Raw genomic sequence first — 19056 nt, forward strand, 5'->3', positions numbered from 1 at the left:
TTTGGCCTCACTCTATCTTTTCTTTGTATACACAAGCGCGCGACCGCACTTTTGCTGCGCCGACCATCACAAACAGGAAGCCCTGACTTGACGCCTCCCTTCTTTCCGGACTATCCCCGTGACCTGATCGGCTACGGCCGAAACCCGCCCCACGCCAACTGGCCGGGCAAGGCGAGGATCGCCGTCCAGTTTGTGCTCAACTATGAGGAGGGCGGCGAGAACTGCGTGCTGCACGGCGACGCCGGCTCCGAGCAGTTTCTCTCCGAGATCATCGGTGCCCCCGCCTTTCCGGATCGCCACCTGAGCATGGAGTCGATCTACGAGTACGGCTCCCGGGCGGGCGTGTGGCGGATCCTTCGCGAGTTCGAGCGCCGCGGCCTGCCGCTCACCGTGTTCGGCGTGGCCATGGCCCTGGAGCGCTACCCCGAGGCGGCCCATGCCTTCAAGGAACTGGGCCATGAGGTCGCCTGCCACGGCTATCGGTGGATCCACTATCAGGAGGTGCCCGAGAAGGTCGAGCGCGAGCACGTGCAGCGAGCCATGGCGATCTTTCAGCGACTCTATGGCGAGAAGCCGCTGGGCTGGTACACCGGCCGCGACAGCCCCAACACCCGCCGGCTGGTGCTGGACGAGGGGGGCTTTCTCTATGACAGCGACTACTACGGGGACGACCTGCCGTTCTGGACCCGCGCCTCCGACAGCCAGGGCGTCGAGCATGAGCATCTGATCGTGCCCTACACCCTGGATAGCAACGACATGCGCTTCGCCGCCCCCCAGGGCTTCAACACCGCGGACCACTTCTTCACCTACCTGCGGGACGCCTTCGACGTGCTCTACGCGGAGGGCGAGGAGTCACCGAAGATGCTCTCCATCGGCATGCACTGCCGCCTGCTGGGCCGCCCGGGCCGCTTCCGCGCTCTGCAGCGCTTCCTCGACCATATCGAGGCCCACGACCGGGTGTGGGTGGCGCGCCGCGTGGATATCGCCCGACACTGGGCCGAACACCACCCGGCACCGAGAGCCCGAGGATCAAGACCGTGAATAAACGCACCTACTACGCCCCCACCGGGGGCCATCCGCCCCAGTCTCAGCTGCTCTCGGACCGCGCCGTCTTCACCGAGGCCTATGCGGTGATTCCCAAGGGCGTCTTCGGCGACATCGTCACCAGCAACCTTCCATTCTGGGAGGGGACCCGGCTGTGGGTGCTGGCGCGCCCGCTCTCCGGCTTCGCCGAGACCTTCTCCCAGTACCTCATGGAGGTCTCGCCGGGCGGCGGCAGCCAGCGCCCCGAGCTCGACCCCGAGGCCGAGGGCGTGCTCTTCGTGGTGGAGGGGGTGCTGACCCTGACGCTCTCTGGCGGGCGTCACCGCTTGGTGCCCGGCGGCTACGCCTTTCTTCCGCCGGGCAGCGACTGGCAGGTGAAGAACGAATCCGACACCCCGGTACGCTTCCACTGGGTGCGCAAGGCCTATGAGCGGGTCGAGGGCATCGAGGAGCCTGAAGCCTTCGTCACCAACGAGAACGATATCGCGCCCAACGAGATGCCGGGCACCGAGGGGCGCTGGGCCACCACCCGTTTCGTGGATCCGAACGACGTGCGCCACGACATGCATGTCAATATCGTCACCTTCCAGCCCGGTGCGGTGATCCCCTTCGACGAGACCCACGTCATGGAGCACGGCCTCTACGTGCTGGAGGGCAAGGCGGTCTACCACCTCAATCAGGACTGGGTGGAGGTGGAGGCCGGCGACTTCATGTGGCTGCGCGCCTTCTGCCCCCAGGCCTGCTACGCCGGTGGCCCGGGGCCCTTCCGCTACCTGCTCTACAAGGACGTCAACCGCCACGCGGCGCTGCGCATGGGTAGCCGCTGAGGAGGCCAACATGCTGGAACTGAAAGCCGAGCCGTTGACGCCCGAGGCCTTCGCCCCCTTCGGCGAGGTGATCGATGCGCGAACGTCAGACTGGTTCCCCATCAACGCCGGTCGCACGCGGCGCCACCATGACCTGGCCAGGGTCGTGACCCTGGGCGAGCAGGCACATACGCTGATCAGCATCTTCGTCAGCCAGCCGGTGACGCTGCCCCTGGAGCTCGACTTCCTGGAGCGCCACCCGCTGGGCAGCCAGGCCTTTATTCCGCTGCATGAGGAGCGCTTCGTGATTGTTGTGGCTCCGCCGGGCGAGACCATTGACCCGAGCGAGGTGCGCGCCTTCGTCAACGACGGCCGTCAGGGGGTCAACTACCGTGCCGGCACCTGGCATGCCATCCAGTCGGTGCTGGAGCGGGAGGGGGAGTTCCTGGTGGTGGACCGGGGCGGGGCGGGGAACAACTGCGACGAGCATCCGCTGGCGTTGCGCGTCTCCCTCTGAGCCGTACCGCCCCGGACAGCCGCGGCTGGGATCGGGTATGTTGGCGTGAAACGATGTCAAGGAGATCGATATGCCCCAGTTTGCCGCCAATCTCAGCATGCTGTTTACCGAGGTGGAGTTCCTCGACCGCTTCGCGGCCGCCGCCCGGGCCGGTTTCACAGGGGTGGAGTACCTCTTCCCCTACGACTACCCGGCTGAAACTCTGAAGGCCCGGCTGGAAGAGAATGGTCTCACCCAGGTGCTCTTCAACCTGCCGGCCGGGGACTGGGCTGCCGGTGAGCGCGGCATCGCCTGCCACCCGGATCGCGTCGAGGAGTTTCGCGACGGCGTCGAGCGCGCCATCGAGTTTGCCACCGCCCTGAGCTGTGCCCAGGTCAACTGCCTGGCCGGCATCAAGCCGCAAGGCGCAAGCGACGAGGTGGCCCGGCAGCCCCTGGTGGAGAACCTGCGCTTTGCGGCCGGGAAGCTCGAGGCCGCCGGCGTCCGGCTGCTGGCCGAGCCGATCAACACCCGCGATATCCCTGGCTTCTTCCTCAACTGCACCGAGCAGGCGCTGGCGCTCTTCGACGAGGTGGGAAGCGACAACCTCAAGCTGCAGTACGACATCTACCATATGCAGATCATGGAGGGGGACCTGGCGCCGACGATCGAGAGGCACCTGGGCCGCATCGCCCACGTGCAGATCGCCGATACCCCGGGCCGCCACGAGCCGGGCAGCGGCGAGATCTACTACCCCTTCCTGTTCGCCCACCTGGACCGGCTGGGGTACCGGGGCTGGGTCAGCGCCGAATACTGGCCGGCCGCCGGCACCGAAGCCGGCCTGGGCTGGCTGAGGGAGGCCGATAATAGAACGGGGAGCACCTGAGGGGGTCGCGCTGCGTTGTGGCGCTATCAATTACCTGTCATGCCGGGAGGCGTATACTCATTCTCATGTGCCGCTATGCGGTGCCGCCGATAACGATTTCTGTGCCATTCTGGTCTTGCCGAGGACACCATGACGCTCCCCCCCCACGCCCCCATCCATGACCCCATCCGCCGCACCAAGATCGTCGCCACCTTGGGCCCGGCCAGCGACCGCGAGGGCGTGCTGGAGGCCATGATCGCGGCCGGCGTCGACGTGGTCCGCCTCAACTTCTCCCACGGCAGGGCCGACGATCATCGCCAGCGCCTGGTGCGCGTGCGCGAGATCGCCGACCGCCTGGGCAGAAGCGTCGCCGCCCTGGGCGACCTGCAGGGGCCCAAGATCCGCATCGCCCGCTTTAGTGAGGGTGCCGTCGCGCTGGTCGAGGGCGCGCCCTTCGTGCTCGACATGGCACTCGACGGCGACGCCGGCGACGCGACGCGGGTCGGCTGCGACTACCAGCAGCTGATCGACGACGTGGCCAAGGGCGACCGCCTGCTGCTCGACGACGGCCGAGTGGTGCTCGACGTCACCACCGTCCGCGGCCGCGAGATCCACACCCGCGTGGCGGTGGGCGGCAAGCTCTCCAACAACAAGGGCATCAACAAGCAGGGCGGCGGCCTCTCGGCGCCGGCGCTCACCGACAAGGACCGGGCGGATCTCGCCACCGCGGTCGAGATTGGCGTGGACTATCTGGCGGTGTCGTTTCCGCGCAGCGCCGCCGACATGCGCGAAGCCCGCGCGCTGCTCGGCGAGGCCGGTGCCGAGATCGGCCTGGTGGCCAAGCTCGAGCGCGCCGAGGCGGTGGCCGATGAGGCCACCCTGGACGGCATCATCGAGGCCAGCGAGGCGGTGATGGTGGCCCGCGGCGATCTCGGCGTGGAGATCGGCGACGCCCAGTTGATCGGCATGCAGAAGCGCATCATCAAGCGCGCCCGCACGCTCAATCGCGCGGTGATCACCGCCACCCAGATGATGGAGTCTATGATCGACTCGCCCTTGCCCACCCGGGCCGAGGTGTTCGACGTGGCCAACGCGGTGCTCGACGGCACCGATGCGGTGATGCTCTCCGCCGAGACCGCCGCCGGCGACTTTCCGGTGGAAACCATCGAGGCCATGGACCGGGTCTGCCTGGGCGCCGAGCGCGAGAAGAGCGCCCAGGAGTCCGGACACCGCATCCATGAGGGCTTCTCGCGGATCGACGAGACCATCGCGCTTTCCGCCATGTATGCCGCCAACCACCTCTCCGGCGTGGCGGCCATCGCCTGCATGACCGCCTCCGGCTATACGCCGCTGATCGCCTCGCGGATCCGCTCCGGGCTGCCCATCGTCGGCCTGGCCCACAACCCGCTGGCCCAGCGGCGCATGGCGCTTTACCGCGGGGTGGTCTCGCTGCCCTTTGACACCCGCGACATGGCCCCCACCGAGCTCAACGACCGGGCGCTGGCGCTGCTGGTGACGCAGGGCATTGCCGCGCCAGGCGACCATGTGATCCTGACCCGCGGCGACCACATGAACGCCCATGGCGGCACCAACACCATGAAGATCCTCGACGTGAACGGAAGTCACGGGAGCTGAGGAGGCGCCCATGCGGGACACGATGCCGGCGTTCGACCCCACGCCCGGTGGCAGCAAGGGGAGCATGGAGTCTGGCCGGGAACTGCTCTGCGGGGTGAGCCTGCCGGCCGCTGTGATCCATGAGGCGCCCCTGGCCCATAATCTGGCCTGGATGCAGCGCTTCGCCGAGGTGCGTGGTGCGCACCTGGCGCCCCATGGCAAGACCACCATGGCCCCGGCGCTGTTCCAGCGCCAGCTCGACGCCGGTGCCTGGGGCATCACCCTGGCCACCGCGCCCCAGTGCCGCTCGGCCTTCGTCCATGGCGTCATTCGGCTGCTGCTGGCCAACCAGCTGGTGGGCGAAGCCAACATGGCGATCATCGCCGGGCTGATCGAGGCGGGGGCCGACATCACCGGCGTGGTCGACGGCGCCGAGAACGTCCGCCAGCTCGGTCGCTACTTCGCCGCCCGTGGGCTGCGCCTGAAGGTGCTGATCGAACTGGGTATCCCCGGGGGACGCTGCGGCTGCCGCCACCATGACCAGGTGATGGCCCTGGGCGAACGGATCGATGCCGAGCCGGCCCTGGTGCTGGCCGGGCTCGAGGGGTACGAGGGCGTGGTCCCGGGAGCCAGGCCCGAGGCCGAGGTGAGCGCCTATGCCTGGCGGCTGGTGGAAGCCGCCCGGGCACTGGACCACGACGGCCTGATCGAGGCGGCCGAGCCGATCATCACCGCTTCGGGCTCGGCCTGGTACGACCTGATCGCCGAGGTCTTCCAGGCGGCGAGGCTCGGGCCCCGCTTCGTGCCGGTGCTGCGTCCCGGCTGCTACGTGGTCCATGACCACGGCCTCTACCATGACGCCCAGCGAGGCGTGATGGGGCGCCGGCCCGAACTGGAGCGAGGCCTCGAGCCGGCGCTGGAGGTATTCGCTCAGGTGCAGTCGCTGCCCGAGCCGGATCTGGCCATCGTTGCCATGGGCCGGCGGGACGTGGGCGGCGACCGCCTGCCGATGCCGCTGCGTCGCTACCGCGAGGGCGGCGATCCGGCTGGAGCGCTCGAGGTGGCAGGCTGGGAGGTGGTCAAGCTGATGGACCAGCACGCCTTCGTGCGCCTGCCCGATGCGCCAGGCGTTGTGAACGTGGGCGTAGGCGATGTGCGTGTCGGCGATATTATCGCCTTCGGGGTTTCCCATCCCTGCCTGACCTTCGACAAGTGGCGGACCCTGCTGCGGGTCGACGAGCGCCTGGAGGTTCGGGAAGTCATCGCCACCTGTTTCTGACTGCGCACTTGTTTCTGACTACGCACCTGTTACTGAGCATGTATACAGGATGGTCCTGGTGTGTGGTCAGCCACCGGGAATCGTGCCAAGGTGCTTCCAGGTAACACGGGGGCGTCGAATGGGTGGGGCCTGGAAGGACGACGTGGAGGCCGCCGCCCATTGCCCAATCGGGTGCTCGGCGCCATCCTCACCGACCTGATCCTGCGCACCTCCCTCGTCATCGCCCTCTGCAAGTGGCCCTCACTGGCCTCCTTGATTCTCGTCAGTCCGGCCCTGCGCGTTGGCGGGCATGCCTTGTCGCGGTTACGACCCTGGCCGACAATGCGTGCATCCCGATTTTTCCGGAGACTCCCATGCGTTCACGATGCGCGGCCTGGCTGCTCGGCCTGGCGCTGCTCTTTCCCGCCGCCCTGATCAAGGCCGATGTGCCCACGGTGGCGGCGGCCTCGGACCTGCAGTTCGCGCTCAGCGAGGCCGCCGAGCGCTTTCGCGACGAGACCGGCCGCGAGCTGCGCCTGAATTTCGGCTCCTCGGGGAATTTCCGCCGCCAGATCGGCCAGGGCGCGCCCTTCGAGCTCTACCTCTCCGCCGACGAGGAGTACGTGCTGGCGCTCCACGAGGAGGGGCGCACCGAAGACGAGGGCGTGGTCTACGCCATCGGCCGGCTGGTATGGCTGCAGCGCCCAGGTCGCGACGACCTGCCGAGCGACGACGAGCCCATGGCCGGGGCGCGCGAGGCGATCAAAGCCCACGAGGCGGGGCAGGGGCGTCCGCGCATCGCCCTGGCCAACCCGGAGCACGCTCCCTACGGCGTGGCCGCCCGGCAGGCGCTGGAGCATGCCGGCCTGTGGGACGAGACCACGCCGCTGCGCGTGCTTGGCGAGAACGTCTCCCAGGCCGCCCAGTTCGCGCTATCAAGCGACGCCCGCGGCGGCCTGGTGGCCTGGTCCCTGGCGCTGGCGCCTCAGCTCGCCGAGCGCAGCGAGCATGTGCTGATTCCCGAGGCCTGGCACGCGCCGCTGGTGCAGCGCATGGCGCTGGTGCAGGGGGCCGGCGAGACCGCGCGGTCCTTCTACGCCTGGCTGCAGGAGAAGGAGGCCCGCGAGATCCTGGCCCAGTACGGCTTCCGCCTGCCTGATGAGGGAGACACCACGCCCTGATGGACTGGACGGCCCTCTCGGTCTCGCTGCGCCTGGCCGCCTTTACCTGTCTACTGCTGCTACCGGTGGGGCTGTGGCTGGGGCGCACCCTGGCCACCACCCGCTTTCGCGGCAAGCCGCTATGTGAGGCGCTGGTTGCACTGCCGCTGGTGATGCCGCCCACGGTGCTGGGTTTCTATCTGATGCAGTCCTTCGGCGTTGAGGCACCCGTCGGCAGCCTCTGGCAGCGCCTCTTCGGCTCGGGGCTCAACTTCACCTTCAGCGGTATCCTGCTTGCCTCGCTGGTGGCCAACCTGCCTTTCGCGGTACAGCCGATCCAGCGCGCCTTCGAGACGGTGCCGGCCAACCTGCGCGAGGCGGCCTGGTGCAGCGGACTCTCGCCGTGGCAGACCTTCCTGCGCATCGAACTGCCGCTGGTATGGCCGGGGATCATATCAGCCTTGGCGCTCACCTTCGCCCATACCCTGGGCGAGTTTGGCGTGATCCTCATGGTGGGTGGCGCCATCGACGGCGAGACCCGCACCCTGGCCATCGCCATCTACGACCGGGTACAGGCCTTCGACGAGGCGGGGGCGGGCATCATGTCGGCGATGCTGCTGCTGATCTCCTTCCTCACCATCGGGGTGGTCTACGGCCTGGCGGGCCGGCGGAGGTGGCGGCGTGCCTGAGATCCTCGACTCACCTGCACCGCTGTCGGTGAGCCTGCACCAGCCGGGCCCCATTCCCCTGGACGCCAATTTTCACTGCGAGGCCGGCGAGTTGCTGGCGCTGGTAGGGCCCTCCGGCAGCGGCAAGACCACCCTGTTGCGCGCCATCGCCGGCCTCTACCGCCCCGCGGCCGGGCGCATCACCTGTGGTGGCGAGGCCTGGTTCGACGCGGGGGATAGGCTCTTCCTGCCGCCCCAGCGCCGCCGTGTCGGTCTGGTGTTCCAGGACTACGCGCTCTTTCCCCACCTCACCGTCCTGGGTAATGTCATGGTGGCCCTGGACCACCTGCCGCCCCGGGAGCGCCGCGGGCAGGCCATGGCCTGGATCGCCCGGGTGCGCCTCGAGGGGTTGGCTGAGCGCCACCCCGTCGAGCTCTCCGGCGGCCAGCGCCAGCGGGTGGCGCTGGCCCGTGCGCTGGCCCGTCAGCCGCGGGTGCTGCTGCTCGACGAGCCCTTCTCGGCGGTGGATCAGGTCACCCGACGGCGCCTGCAGCGCGAGCTGGCCATGCTGCGCGAGCAGATCCGCATCCCCATCGTGCTGGTGACCCACGACCTGGACGAGGCCGCGGCCCTGGCCGACCGGCTCTGCGTGCTCCACGGGGGGCGCAGCCTGCAGGCGGGGCCGCCGGAGGCGCTGTTCCGCCGCCCGGCCTCGCCGGAGGTGGCCCGTGTGCTGGACCGCCATAACCTCTTCGAGGGCGAGGTGGTGGAGGAAGGCGGCGAGCGTCGCCTGGCCTGGGGGCCCTGGCGGCTTGAGGTATCCGAAGGGCTGCAGGCGCTGCCGGTCGGCGTGCGGGTGAGCTGGTACCTGCCGCCCTCCGATGTGGTGCTGCATCGCCGCGGCAGGCCCTCCCAGGGCGAGCGCGAGAATCCGGTCCGGGCCCGGGTCGAGACGCTGGTGGTGCTGGGTGGGATGACCTCGGTCACGCTGGCCTTCGACCATACTGAGCGTACCCTGGGCTTCGAGATCGCGACCCACGCGGCGCGTCGCAACGGCCTGGCCCGGGGTGAACCCGTACAGGTCTCGCTGCTGGCGGCGGGAATTCACGTGATCCCGGCGCAGGACCTGCCGGACGAGACGAGGACGATGAGATGATGCCTGCGTGGCAGTGGATCGGCGGCCTGGCGCTGCTGTTGAGTGGCCCGACCGGGGTGGCGGCCGAGGAGAGAGGGCCCGATGGCCCGGACAGGCTGCTGCTGGTGGTGCATGCCATCCAGGGGGCGCAGCGGTTTCAGGTGGAAGTGGCGAGCACCATCCCCGAGCGCAGCCGCGGCCTGATGGAGCGCGACCACCTCGACGAGGATGCCGGCATGCTGTTCCTCTACCGGGACACTCAGTCGCCCCGCAACGGCTTCTGGATGTATCGCACCCGCATCCCTCTGGACATCGCCTTCATCGGCGAGGATGAGCGCATCGCCGCCATCTACACCATGCTGCCCTGCGGCTCGGCCAACCCCGCCGAGTGCCCCGTGACCTACCCTGGCGTGCCCTATCGGGCGGCGCTGGAGGTCAACGCCGGGCTCTTCGAGGAGCTGGGCATCTTCGAGGGGGATTGCGTCAGCTGGCCCGGCAGTGCTGGCGACTGTGTGCCCGAGCCGATGGCTGATGAGGAGGCCACAGCATCCGACCAATAAGGCAATGGCCGGGCTAGGATTCAACGCTGCGCTTCGTGGATGATTTACTTTCCAACAACAATCACGCTGCCCGGCATGCAGCCGGGTTGCGGCTGCAAGGACACGCCATGACCGCCTCACGCTCTCTCGCCAAGCTGGCCGCCGCCCTGGCCGGCGCCGCCGTGCTCACCGCCTCGTTCTCTGCTCAGGCGCGCGAGCTCTCCGTCTCCACCGTGCTCTCCGATGCCTTCCCCTGGGGCCAGGCCGCCGAGAAGTGGGCCGAACTCGTCGAGGAACGCACCGAAGGGCGCCTGACCCTGCGGGTCTACCCCAACTCCCAGTTGGTGGCCGGCGACCAGACCCGCGAGTTCTCCGCCATGCGCTCCGGGCTGATCGACGCGGCGGTGGGCTCCACCATCAACTGGTCTCCCCAGGTGCCGGAGCTCAACCTCTTCTCGCTGCCCTTCTTGCTGCCCGACGAGGCGGCGGTGGACGCCGTGACCGGCGGGGCAGCCGGCGAGATGATCTTCGAGGCCATCGAATCCCGTGACGTGATTCCGCTGGCCTGGGGCGAGAACGGCTTTCGCCAGCTCTCCAACTCCCGTGGCCCGATCGGTGAGCCCGCCGACCTCGACGGCCTGAAGATTCGCGTGGTGGGCTCGCCGCTGTTCCAGGACACCTTCAACGCCCTGGGCGCCGACCCGACCCAGATGAGCTGGACCGACGCCCAGCCGGCGCTGACCACCGGCGCGGTGGACGGCCAGGAGAACCCGCTCTCGGTGTTCGACGTGGCGCGCATCGACCAGGTGGGCCAGCAGTACCTGACCCTGTGGAACTACATGAACGATCCGCTGATCTTCGCCGTGAATCGCCAGGTGTGGGACTCCCTGGACGAGGGCGATCGCGAGATCCTGCGCGAGGCGGCCGTGGAGGCCGGCCAGTGGGAGATCGCCATGACCCGCGAGGAGGAGGGCGCGCGGCTCGCCGACATTCAGGAGCGCGGCGTGAACGTCACCGAGCTGAGCGATGAGCAGTACCAGGCCTTCGTCGAGGCCACTGCTGAGGTCCACGACAAGTGGGTGCCGCGCATCGGTGAGGCCCTGGTCGAAGCGGCCCGCGAGGCCGTCGAGGCGCGCTGAGCCCCGGCGCATGCCACGCCCGTCGCCCCCTATGCAACTCACCCCCGATGCCCGGCCGGAGCGCTGGCTCGCCTCCCTGGCGTTGATCATCATCTCGCTGATCAGCCTCGGCAACGTGGTGACCCGCTACATCACCGGCGGCTCGCTGGCCTTCACCGAGGAGTTCTCGGTGTTCCTGCTGGTGGTGCTCACCTTCGCCGGTGCCTCGGTGGCCTTGCGTCGCAACGGCCATATCCGGGTGGGCCTGCTGGAGCGGGCGCTGCCCACCGCACCCCGCCGGGTGCTGATCCTCTTCCAGTGGGGCTGCGGCATGGCGGTGCTGGGCCTGATCACCTGGTTCGGCGGCAAGCTCGCCTGGCAGGAGTACCAGTGGGAGTCGCTCTCGCCGGGGCTGGGGCTGCCGCAGTGGTGGTATATCGTCTGGCTGCCGCTGCTCTCGGCGGCGATGCTGATCCGCCAGACCCAGCAGACCCGGGACCGCCTGCGCGGGAGGCTCAATGATGAGCCCTGACCTGTGGATGCTGCTGGCCTTCGCGGGCCTGCTGATTGCCGGGGTGCCGGTGGCCTTCTCCCTGGGCCTGGCAGGCGCCGTAGGGATCCTGGCCGGGCTGCCGCCGGCGATGCTGGCGACTCTCGGTACCAACACCTACAACAGCATCGCCAAGTACCCGCTGATCGCCATCCCGCTGTTTATCCTCACCGGGCTGATCTTCGAGCGCTCAGGGGTGGCGCTGCGCCTGGTGCGTTTCGCCCAGGCGCTGATCGGCCCCCGTCACGGCGGCCTGGCCCTGGTGGCGGTGCTGGTCTGCATGATCATGGGCGGCATGAGCGGCTCGGGGCCGGCGGATGCCGCCGCGGTGGCCATGGTGATGCTGCCGAGCATGACCAGGGCGGGCTACCCGAAGCCCTTCTCGGCGACCCTGATCGCCGCCTCGGCCTCCACGGCGATCCTGATTCCGCCCTCGGTGGCGCTGATCCTCTACTCCATCGTGGTGCCGGGGGTCGACCTGCGCGCGCTCTTCGCCGCCGGGCTCTTCCCCGGCATTCTCGCTGGCCTGGCGCTGTTGGTGCCGGCGCTGCTTGTCTCGAAGCGCTACGGCTGGGAGGGTGGCACGCCGGTGGCGGGCGCCGAGCGGCTGCGGGTGGGCGAGACCTTCAAGCAGGCACTGCCGGCGCTCTTCGCGCCGGTGCTGATCCTCGGCGGGCTGCGCTCCGGGCTCTTCACCCCCACCGAGGCGGCCGTGGTGGCGGTTGCCTACGGGGTAGTGATCGGGCTCTGCGTGACCCGCGAGATCGGCCTCAAGGACCTCTGGGGGCTGCTGGGCGAGGCGGCTGTGATCTCCGGGGTGGTGATGCTGATCATCGCGCTCGCCGGCATTTTCGCCTGGGCCGGCACCATGCTCGGCACCTTCCGCGACCTGGCCGAGTGGATCATCGCGCTCACCGACAATGGCGTCGTCCTGTTGATCCTGATCATGCTGGCGGTGCTGGCCGCCGGCATGCTGCTCGACGCCATCTCCATCTATCTGATCCTGATGCCGATCCTGATCCCGGTGATGCAGCATTTCGAGTGGAACCCGGTGTGGTTCGGCATCCTGCTGGCCATGAACATCGCCATCGGGCAGTTCACGCCTCCGGTGGCGGTGAACCTGATGGTGACCACCGAGGTGGCGAAGATCCGCCTGGAGCAGACCCTGGGCTGGGCGCTGCTCTTCGTGGTGGCCATGGCGGGCGCCCTGGCACTCGTCGCCGTGTTCCCCGAGATCGCCCTATGGCTGCCGCGGACGCTGGGTTACAACGTGGGATAGGGCACTCGTCGCGCGATTCCTGCTGCCCCGAGATCGCCCTGTGGCTGCCGCGGACGCTGGGTTACAACGTGGGGTAGGGCGCTTGTCGTGCGACGCTTATCCGCTAGCCGACGTAGAGGGCCGGTCGCATCGAATGAACTGTTGCATGCTTTGCGTTTTTTCGTGACATTCATTGCAAATCGCCGCAGGAATTTGCGCTTTTCCCGCCGGATCTGTACCAATGGCCTCCCCGATGAACAGACGAACGACGAGGAGGCGAGATGAACCAGCACGTCAACATCGAGCTCGGCGGTCCCGGGGCAGAGGCCTTCGAGGCCAGGCAGTTCAAGGTCTATACCCACCGCCAGCTCGACAAGATCGAGGCGATCCAGAACCTGCCTGACGAACTGCGTTTCGACATGCGGGTCGTCAGTCAGGTGCTGCCGTTCCGGGTTAATGAGTATGTGATCGAGGAGCTGATCGACTGGAACAACATCCCGGCGGATCCGGTCTTCCAGCTCACCTTTCCCCAGCGCGGCATGCTCAAGCCGGAGCACTTCGACGAGGTGGCCGACTTGGTGCACCGCGGCGCCAAAGCCGACGAGATGAAGCCGGTGATCGAGCGGGTGCGCGGCGAGCTCAACCCCCACCCGGCGGGGCAGATGGACCTCAACCTGCCGCTGCTCGACGGCGAGCCGTTGCCCGGCATGCAGCACAAGTACCGCGAGACGGTACTGTTCTTCCCCAGCCAGGGCCAGGTCTGCCACAGTTATTGCACCTTCTGCTTCCGCTGGGCGCAGTTCGTCGGCGACACGGAGCTCAAGTTCGCCTCAAGCGAAGCCGGTTCGCTGCACCGCTACCTGGCCGAGCACACCGAGGTCACCGACCTGCTGCTGACCGGTGGCGACCCCATGGTGATGAAGGCCAAACACCTGCGTAAGTATTTGGAAGGGCTGATGGCTCCCGAGCTGGACCATGTGCAGGACATCCGCATCGGCACCAAGAGCCTGACCTTCTGGCCTTATCGCTTCGTCACCGACCCGGACGCTGAGGATATCCTCGAGCTGTTCCGTGAGCTGACTGCCGCCGGCAAGCACGTCGCCTTCATGGCGCACTTCAACCACTGGAAAGAGATGGACACCCCCATCTGCCGCGAGGCGATCCGCCGCATCCGTGCCACCGGTGCCGAGATCCGCACACAGGCGCCGTTGCTGAAGCACATCAACGACGACGCCGACCAGTGGGCCAGGATGTGGGCTACCCAGGTGCGGTTGGGGATGATTCCCTATTACATGTTCGTCGAGCGCGACACCGGCGCCCGCCACTACTTCGAGGTGCCGCTGGTGCGCGCCTGGGAGATCTATCGCGAGGCCATGAAGCAGGTGCCGGGCCTGGCGCGCACCGCCCGCGGGCCGTCCATGTCCGCCGATCCGGGCAAGGTGGAGATCCAGGGCGTCACCGAGATCCACGGCGAGAAGGTCTTCGTGCTGCGCTTCATTCAGGGCCGCGACAGCGACTGGGTCCAGCGGCCGTTCTTCGCCAAGTACGACGAGAATGCCACCTGGCTCAACCACCTCACGCCTGCGTTGGGGGAGAGCGAGTTCTTCTATGAGGCCGACTTCGCCGCCATGAAGGACGAGAAACAGGCGCTGATCCTCAAGGCCACTTGACGTCATGGGATGGCGCCCTGACCCAAGTGCAAGCCCGGTCGTATTGGCCGGGCCATGCTCTGCTCCTTGTCGAGAGTTAAAAGCGTACCGCTATACCCAGATATCCATTCGCCCCGGATGAACTATTGAAGGAATCCGGGCGCGAGACGGGCCAGCCGAGCTCGACATAGCCGGATAGATAGGATGTCGCATCAAAGCGCACCCCGAACCCAACTGCCGTCGCCTTGTTGTCGTCTCCGAACTCGAACTCCGTTTCCCGGGTCCAGGCCCTGCCGGTCTCCAGATAGCCATACCACTGCATATCCATGGGAGTCTCGAACGGAGGCACATAGTTCAATTCCAAGCTGACGGTCACGCCATGGTCTCCGAACAGCAGGCCGGATTCGTAGGCGCGAAGGGTATTCTCTCCACCGAAAGAGATGAACTCCGAGGACAGCAAGGGATCGTAGGCATACTGACCCTCCAGGGCGGCGAAGAGAGACCAGTTATCGGTAATCGGCTGCCAGCGAGACAGGTAGAGTGAGAGCTTGGTGAACTCGAGTTGCCCCCCGAGACGGCTAGTGGTGGTGAACAGCCCACCCGCGTCGGCTCCCATGATGTCGAGGCCACGACTCACCTCGCCACTGATCACATTGCTCCCTCCCCAGCGGTCGTCCCGGATATAGGTAGTGCCAAGACGCAAGGCTCGCACCCTTTCCTTGAGCAGCTTCAGCTCACCGGAAAAGGCGTCGCTCTCGGAGTCGGCGTAATGGAGCGTCGCATAGTGCCAAAGGCTTTGATCGTCCGAGCGTAACAACGGATGATCGACGGTGAGGTAGGCTTCTCGATAATCGCTGACAATGTCGATCGGCTTCAGGTCGGCTCCCGGGCGAGTGCGCGTCAGCGCCAGCCCCAGGGAAACCGTGGTGCCTTCCGAGCCCACCGGGTGGCGGCCGACCAGTTCGACCGCGTGCAACTCCTCGTGGTCGGGAATCGTGGTGTAGAACCGAACAGAGGCTTGATCGTGGCTGCCCAACAAGGCCGAGTTCTGCCTCACGCCCACCGAGGTAAGCCACCGCCCCACATAGCGACTGCCGCGGTTATCCAGCGTCGCCAGGTAATCCACCGCCTTGTAGCTCACGTTCAGTACTAACGGCTCGGCCCCGTCAGGGTCGGAAGGAAACCCGAGATTGCCGTCGACGCGGAGGCCTGGCAGATCATTCATCAGGTTGAAGTAGCGCTCGAAAACGGCAGTCCGCAAGGGAATGGACTCCATGATCTTTTCCGCATAGGTAATCAATAGCGGGTGTCGGTCGACATCGTCCCCGGTAAAAGCAACCGAATCGATATAGCCCTCGGTTACATATAGGGTCAGTTCCCCGTTCTCATCGGGCTCATCGGCGAAGGCAAAGATCAGCATGTACCCATCGGCCAGGTACTGCTCCATCAGCGTATCGGCGAGAGCATCGGCATCCTGCTCGTTAATTTCCTGCCCGACCAAATCCGACCACAAAGCCCCAAGCTCACTCTCCTCGTAGACGCTCACGCCTTCGAAGACTACCGAGGTCAAGGTGGTGCTGTAGGCGGATTCTTCTGAGGGTTCCGCGGGCATCACCTCGAACAGCGTGATGCCACTTCCCTCACGGGGTTCCGCACGGCCACGTCGTTGCTCCGTCGGGTCCAGCGTCTGAATGATCCTACGCTGCCGATCCGCCGGGGTGACCTGAGCAAGCAGGTCGGAGGAGATCAGCAGTAGAAGGATTCCTGAGACCCAGGCCGGAGTCCGCCATACATTCGTCATTGCAGCATCCCTTTGATCATCATCGGATAGGTTTCCGGAACCCTTGTCGCTGGAGATCGCGCTGTTCACACGCTTATGGCGGTAGTTACTCAAGAACCGAGCGCAAGGTTACCTTTCGAAACTCAAGCATAGTTATGCCTTGAATGCTAGGCACACATTATGCTGACAATGGATATTCCTATCAAATTGAAGGCATTACACTCCGCATTAGCCGATGACGTGCATGTGGGTATTAGAGGCTTAGTTATATTTGTTTAAAAACACTAATTCATCAGCCTTTATTTTATAGTAATTTATCGGTAAGTGTTTGTTGATTATCAAATTTCTTATGACAAATTCAGCAGCCGGTTAATCGCTATCCATGTTATGGAAGTGTAAAGAAAAGAATGAATAAAGAGAAATTTGTAACTAAATTAAAGCCAATTCGCCGGTTGATCGGTCACTTCTGTCGGTTTACCTTTATAATAAACTTTTGATAAATATAAGTTAACAATGGGTTATGCCTGTTTACAGGGAGGATTGCGACATTGAATCTGGTGCGCAACCCGATTTTTTGATCGTCATCCGGTTTATTGACCCTCTCTTGCGACCGGACTATACCGATACGGGCAAGGAGAGAGTCTGACCTTCAGAGATAAGAATGCTTGTGTCCATCAATAACTCAGAATCTGTGATGCACCAGCTTACTGTGTCGCTGGAGGAAAGAAATTAGGCAACAAAACCTCAGGCGTATAGTTCAATCATCAAGGGGTACTCAAGCATGAATAAGCTGAAGACCATGCTGGCTGGTTTGGTCATGGGGACCATGGTGGCGGCTGCTGGAACCGGAGTTGCTGTCGCAGGCGCTGGTTTTAACGGTAATGGTAGTGGTTCCATGTCCTACAACCAGAATGATAACAAACACTACAAGCATGTTGTGGGTAATGGTAACGGAGCTAAGTGGAAAAAGCATAAGGATAACGGAAACGGTGCAAACGGGAATAATGGCAAGAACGATAAGGAAAAGAGTAAGTGGGCTCACAAGAAAGACAGTGACAAGAAAGCTTGGCTGAAGAAGAAGAGATTAGCCGAGAAGAAAGCGCAAGCCCAGAAACGTAAGGAGATGATAGCCCAGAAGAAGGCACAAGCCAAGAAGGAGGCGATAGCCCAGAAGAAGGCGCAAGCCAAGAAAGAGGCGATAGCTCAGAAGAAGGCGCAAGCCAAGAAGAAGGCGCAAGCCCAGAAACGTAAGGAGGCGATAGCCAAGAAGAGGCAGGAGCGCGAGGAGTGGCTGGCCAAGAAGAAGAAGTACGAGGATCGAAAGTACAATGGAAAAAAGGGTCATGATCACGGAAAGTACAGCAAGAAGGTGGCTTCGAAATAACAAGGTCACGGCATGAAAATATTGCAAGCGTATTGGTGATTTGGCTTTTATTTTAATAGTGAGCCTTCATTCTGGGATGCCTCAGATGATGAGTCCGGCAGGTAACCCCTGCCGGATTTTGCTGGATGCGCCGGGTACAGACAGCAAGGCTCGAACATGGCTGTTCTCACGCTGGTATCCTTTTCCCCATTATCACCTGACTACGGGTTTGGAGGCCCTGTCGCGCTCACCACGTCAAGTCGATCGCCGCGCAGCTCGTGAAGTGCTGCGACTGGAGCAAAACCAATCGAGGTGTCCTGGTACGATTTCAGGACCCCTTCAGACTGGTCGTCCCAGCGCCGTCCGGCCTGTTGCGACAGCGCGTCCCGACATGAGGCCGATCGCGCGGTCGTGAAGGCCGAGAAACAGGCGCTGATCATGAAGGCCTCCTGACGGCCACCGGGCAACTGCCGATCAACGGGAGAGCCGCGCCATGGCGCGGCTCTCCCGTGTTTAGAGCGCTAATTTCCAACGCAGCACAAACGATGGCACCGACTAGACTGCTTCTTGATGACATCCAGTTTTCCGTTGAGGGAGGTTGTTACCCGAAAACAGCTTTATCCGCTAAAGTAGAAGTTACTGGCAGATTTGCCGACCCGAGAGTCCTCGCTGCCACGTACGTTTGACTAAATTATCGAGGTATCTTCATGAAACGTCATGCTTTTTCCGCCGCAGCCTTCTCTGGCGCCTTGCTGGGTGCCGCTATGTTATCGGCCCCCGCCGTGGCCCAAGAGCGCTTTATCACCATTGGTACCGGCGGCCAGACCGGCGTCTACTATGTCGTCGGCCAGTCGGTCTGCCGGATGGTCAACCGCGGGAGCGATGAGCACAATATCCGCTGCAACGCGCCGACCACCGGCGGCTCCGTGGCCAACGTCAACGGCATGAAGAGCGGTGAGCTCGACATGGGCGTCGTGCAGTCCGACGTCCAGTACCGCGCCTACCATGGCGAGGACAACTTTGCCGACGGCGGTGCCTGGGAAGAGATGCGCGCTGTCTTTACCATGCACGGCGAGCCGCTGACCGTGGTGGCCCGCGCCGACTCCGGCATCGAGCATATCAGCGACTTCCCGGGCAAGCGGGTCAATATCGGCAACCCCGGCTCTGGCCAGCGCAACACCATGAATGTCGTCATGGAGGCCATGGGTTGGGATACCGATGTCTTCTCCCTGGCTTCCCAACTGGATGCCGCCGAGCAGGCCGCGGCCCTCTCCGACAACAACATCGATGCCATGGTCTATGTGGTGGGCCACCCCAACGGCTCTATCCAGGAGGCCACCACCACCATCGATGCCCGCCTGGTCCCGGTGACCGGCCCGGAGATCGAGAAGATCATCGAGGAGAACCCCTACTACACCCACTCGGTGATCCCGGGGGGCATGTACCGCGGAAACGACGAGGACGTCGAGACCTTCGGTGTGGCGGCAACCTTCGTCTCTTCCACGGCGGTGGACGAGGACATCATCTACGAGACCGTCAAGGCGGTGTTCGAGAACTTCGACCGTTTCACGCGCCTGCACCCGGCTTTCGAGAACCTGAAGGAAGAGCAGATGATATCCGAGGGCCTGACCGCGCCGCTGCACGACGGTGCGGCTCGTTACTACCGTGAGCGCGGCTGGATCGAGTGATCCCGGACGTGTCAGCCAATCACCCGTGGTGATCGATGCGCGGACTCCCCTCGGGGCGTCCGCGC

At 65.0% G+C, this 19056-nt stretch carries 18 protein-coding genes; 16 read left to right on the top strand and 2 right to left on the bottom strand.

Annotated elements, in window-relative coordinates; genetic code table 11:
• Nucleotides 1–87 precede the first annotated feature (87 nt).
• The 14 genes from puuE (at nt 88) to ACR80S_RS01790 (ending at nt 14181) form a co-directional block, all read left to right on the top strand.
• Complete coding sequence (puuE, locus tag ACR80S_RS01725; protein ID WP_435402393.1) at nt 88–1041, top strand: allantoinase PuuE; 954 nt, start codon at nt 88–90, stop codon at nt 1039–1041.
• Nucleotides 1038–1871, top strand: coding sequence for a bifunctional allantoicase/(S)-ureidoglycine aminohydrolase (locus tag ACR80S_RS01730; protein WP_435400475.1), 834 nt, complete (start codon nt 1038–1040; stop codon nt 1869–1871). Before puuE ends, ACR80S_RS01730 begins: the two co-directional genes overlap by 4 nt.
• 10 nt (nt 1872–1881) lie before the next feature.
• The gene (locus ACR80S_RS01735; protein WP_435400474.1) at nt 1882–2367 is read left to right on the top strand and encodes an ureidoglycolate lyase; all 486 of its coding nucleotides are present in this window, start codon (nt 1882–1884) and stop codon (nt 2365–2367) included.
• 70 nt (nt 2368–2437) lie between these two features.
• On the top strand, nt 2438–3232 hold the full coding sequence (hyi, locus tag ACR80S_RS01740) for a hydroxypyruvate isomerase (RefSeq protein WP_435402394.1): 795 nt from the start codon (nt 2438–2440) through the stop codon (nt 3230–3232).
• Between the two features lie 129 nt (nt 3233–3361).
• The gene (gene pyk, locus ACR80S_RS01745; protein WP_435402395.1) at nt 3362–4846 is read left to right on the top strand and encodes a pyruvate kinase; all 1485 of its coding nucleotides are present in this window, start codon (nt 3362–3364) and stop codon (nt 4844–4846) included.
• Nucleotides 4847–4856: 10 nt separating this feature from the next.
• Nucleotides 4857–6104, top strand: coding sequence for an amino acid deaminase (locus ACR80S_RS01750; protein ID WP_435400471.1), 1248 nt, complete (start codon nt 4857–4859; stop codon nt 6102–6104).
• A gap of 353 nt (nt 6105–6457) precedes the next feature.
• Entirely contained in the window at nt 6458–7264 is an 807-nt protein-coding gene (gene modA, locus ACR80S_RS01755; protein WP_435400470.1) for a molybdate ABC transporter substrate-binding protein, read from the top strand.
• A complete protein-coding gene (gene modB, locus ACR80S_RS01760; RefSeq protein ID WP_435400469.1) occupies nt 7264–7932 on the top strand; it encodes a molybdate ABC transporter permease subunit in 669 nt (222 codons plus the stop codon). Before modA ends, modB begins: the two co-directional genes overlap by 1 nt.
• Nucleotides 7925–9067 (top strand): ABC transporter ATP-binding protein, encoded by a 1143-nt coding sequence (locus tag ACR80S_RS01765; protein WP_435400468.1) that lies wholly within the window; start codon nt 7925–7927, stop codon nt 9065–9067. The genes modB and ACR80S_RS01765 overlap by 8 nt, the downstream gene beginning before the upstream one ends.
• Nucleotides 9064–9606: a DUF192 domain-containing protein gene (locus tag ACR80S_RS01770; RefSeq protein ID WP_435402396.1), complete on the top strand. Its 543-nt coding sequence runs from the start codon at nt 9064–9066 to the stop codon at nt 9604–9606. Before ACR80S_RS01765 ends, ACR80S_RS01770 begins: the two co-directional genes overlap by 4 nt.
• Before the next feature lie 107 nt (nt 9607–9713).
• Nucleotides 9714–10724: a DctP family TRAP transporter solute-binding subunit gene (locus ACR80S_RS01775; RefSeq protein ID WP_435402397.1), complete on the top strand. Its 1011-nt coding sequence runs from the start codon at nt 9714–9716 to the stop codon at nt 10722–10724.
• Between the two features lie 31 nt (nt 10725–10755).
• On the top strand, nt 10756–11235 hold the full coding sequence (locus ACR80S_RS01780) for a TRAP transporter small permease (RefSeq protein WP_435400465.1): 480 nt from the start codon (nt 10756–10758) through the stop codon (nt 11233–11235).
• On the top strand, nt 11225–12532 hold the full coding sequence (locus tag ACR80S_RS01785; protein WP_435402398.1) for a TRAP transporter large permease: 1308 nt from the start codon (nt 11225–11227) through the stop codon (nt 12530–12532). The genes ACR80S_RS01780 and ACR80S_RS01785 overlap by 11 nt, the downstream gene beginning before the upstream one ends.
• A gap of 260 nt (nt 12533–12792) precedes the next feature.
• Complete coding sequence (locus ACR80S_RS01790) at nt 12793–14181, top strand: KamA family radical SAM protein (protein WP_435402399.1); 1389 nt, start codon at nt 12793–12795, stop codon at nt 14179–14181.
• 76 nt (nt 14182–14257) lie between these two features.
• On the opposite strand, the gene ACR80S_RS01795 is transcribed toward ACR80S_RS01790, so the two are convergent.
• The gene (locus tag ACR80S_RS01795; protein ID WP_435402400.1) at nt 14258–15961 is read right to left on the bottom strand and encodes a ShlB/FhaC/HecB family hemolysin secretion/activation protein; all 1704 of its coding nucleotides are present in this window, start codon (nt 15959–15961) and stop codon (nt 14258–14260) included.
• A 760-nt stretch (nt 15962–16721) separates the two neighbouring features.
• On the opposite strand from ACR80S_RS01795, the gene ACR80S_RS01800 reads away from it, so the two are divergent.
• Nucleotides 16722–17324, top strand: coding sequence for a hypothetical protein (locus ACR80S_RS01800; protein WP_435402401.1), 603 nt, complete (start codon nt 16722–16724; stop codon nt 17322–17324).
• Nucleotides 17325–17524: 200 nt separating this feature from the next.
• Here ACR80S_RS01800 and ACR80S_RS01805 read toward each other — a convergent pair whose 3' ends face one another.
• Complete coding sequence (locus tag ACR80S_RS01805) at nt 17525–17743, bottom strand: hypothetical protein (protein ID WP_435402402.1); 219 nt, start codon at nt 17741–17743, stop codon at nt 17525–17527.
• A 267-nt stretch (nt 17744–18010) separates the two neighbouring features.
• On the opposite strand from ACR80S_RS01805, the gene ACR80S_RS01810 reads away from it, so the two are divergent.
• Nucleotides 18011–18991 (top strand): TAXI family TRAP transporter solute-binding subunit, encoded by a 981-nt coding sequence (locus ACR80S_RS01810; protein ID WP_435400461.1) that lies wholly within the window; start codon nt 18011–18013, stop codon nt 18989–18991.
• Nucleotides 18992–19056 lie beyond the last annotated feature (65 nt).

It is taken from the genome of Halomonas salsilacus (assembly GCF_051216275.1).
In the GTDB taxonomy this organism is placed as follows: domain Bacteria; phylum Pseudomonadota; class Gammaproteobacteria; order Pseudomonadales; family Halomonadaceae; genus Halomonas.

What these genes read in the sequence shown, in the direction of transcription:
- ACR80S_RS01735 (WP_435400474.1), top strand. Translation starts at nt 1,882, where the DNA reads ATGCTGGAACTGAAAGCCGAGCCGTTGACGCCCGAGGCCTTCGCCCCC.
- hyi (WP_435402394.1), top strand. Translation starts at nt 2,438, where the DNA reads ATGCCCCAGTTTGCCGCCAATCTCAGCATGCTGTTTACCGAGGTGGAG.
- pyk (WP_435402395.1), top strand. Translation starts at nt 3,362, where the DNA reads ATGACGCTCCCCCCCCACGCCCCCATCCATGACCCCATCCGCCGCACC.
- ACR80S_RS01750 (WP_435400471.1), top strand. Translation starts at nt 4,857, where the DNA reads ATGCGGGACACGATGCCGGCGTTCGACCCCACGCCCGGTGGCAGCAAG.
- modA (WP_435400470.1), top strand. Translation starts at nt 6,458, where the DNA reads ATGCGTTCACGATGCGCGGCCTGGCTGCTCGGCCTGGCGCTGCTCTTT.
- modB (WP_435400469.1), top strand. Translation starts at nt 7,264, where the DNA reads ATGGACTGGACGGCCCTCTCGGTCTCGCTGCGCCTGGCCGCCTTTACC.
- ACR80S_RS01770 (WP_435402396.1), top strand. Translation starts at nt 9,064, where the DNA reads ATGATGCCTGCGTGGCAGTGGATCGGCGGCCTGGCGCTGCTGTTGAGT.
- ACR80S_RS01775 (WP_435402397.1), top strand. Translation starts at nt 9,714, where the DNA reads ATGACCGCCTCACGCTCTCTCGCCAAGCTGGCCGCCGCCCTGGCCGGC.
- ACR80S_RS01780 (WP_435400465.1), top strand. Translation starts at nt 10,756, where the DNA reads ATGCAACTCACCCCCGATGCCCGGCCGGAGCGCTGGCTCGCCTCCCTG.
- ACR80S_RS01785 (WP_435402398.1), top strand. Translation starts at nt 11,225, where the DNA reads ATGAGCCCTGACCTGTGGATGCTGCTGGCCTTCGCGGGCCTGCTGATT.
- ACR80S_RS01790 (WP_435402399.1), top strand. Translation starts at nt 12,793, where the DNA reads ATGAACCAGCACGTCAACATCGAGCTCGGCGGTCCCGGGGCAGAGGCC.
- ACR80S_RS01795 (WP_435402400.1), bottom strand. Translation starts at nt 15,961, where the DNA reads ATGACGAATGTATGGCGGACTCCGGCCTGGGTCTCAGGAATCCTTCTA.
- ACR80S_RS01800 (WP_435402401.1), top strand. Translation starts at nt 16,722, where the DNA reads ATGAATAAGCTGAAGACCATGCTGGCTGGTTTGGTCATGGGGACCATG.
- ACR80S_RS01805 (WP_435402402.1), bottom strand. Translation starts at nt 17,743, where the DNA reads ATGATCAGCGCCTGTTTCTCGGCCTTCACGACCGCGCGATCGGCCTCA.
- ACR80S_RS01810 (WP_435400461.1), top strand. Translation starts at nt 18,011, where the DNA reads ATGAAACGTCATGCTTTTTCCGCCGCAGCCTTCTCTGGCGCCTTGCTG.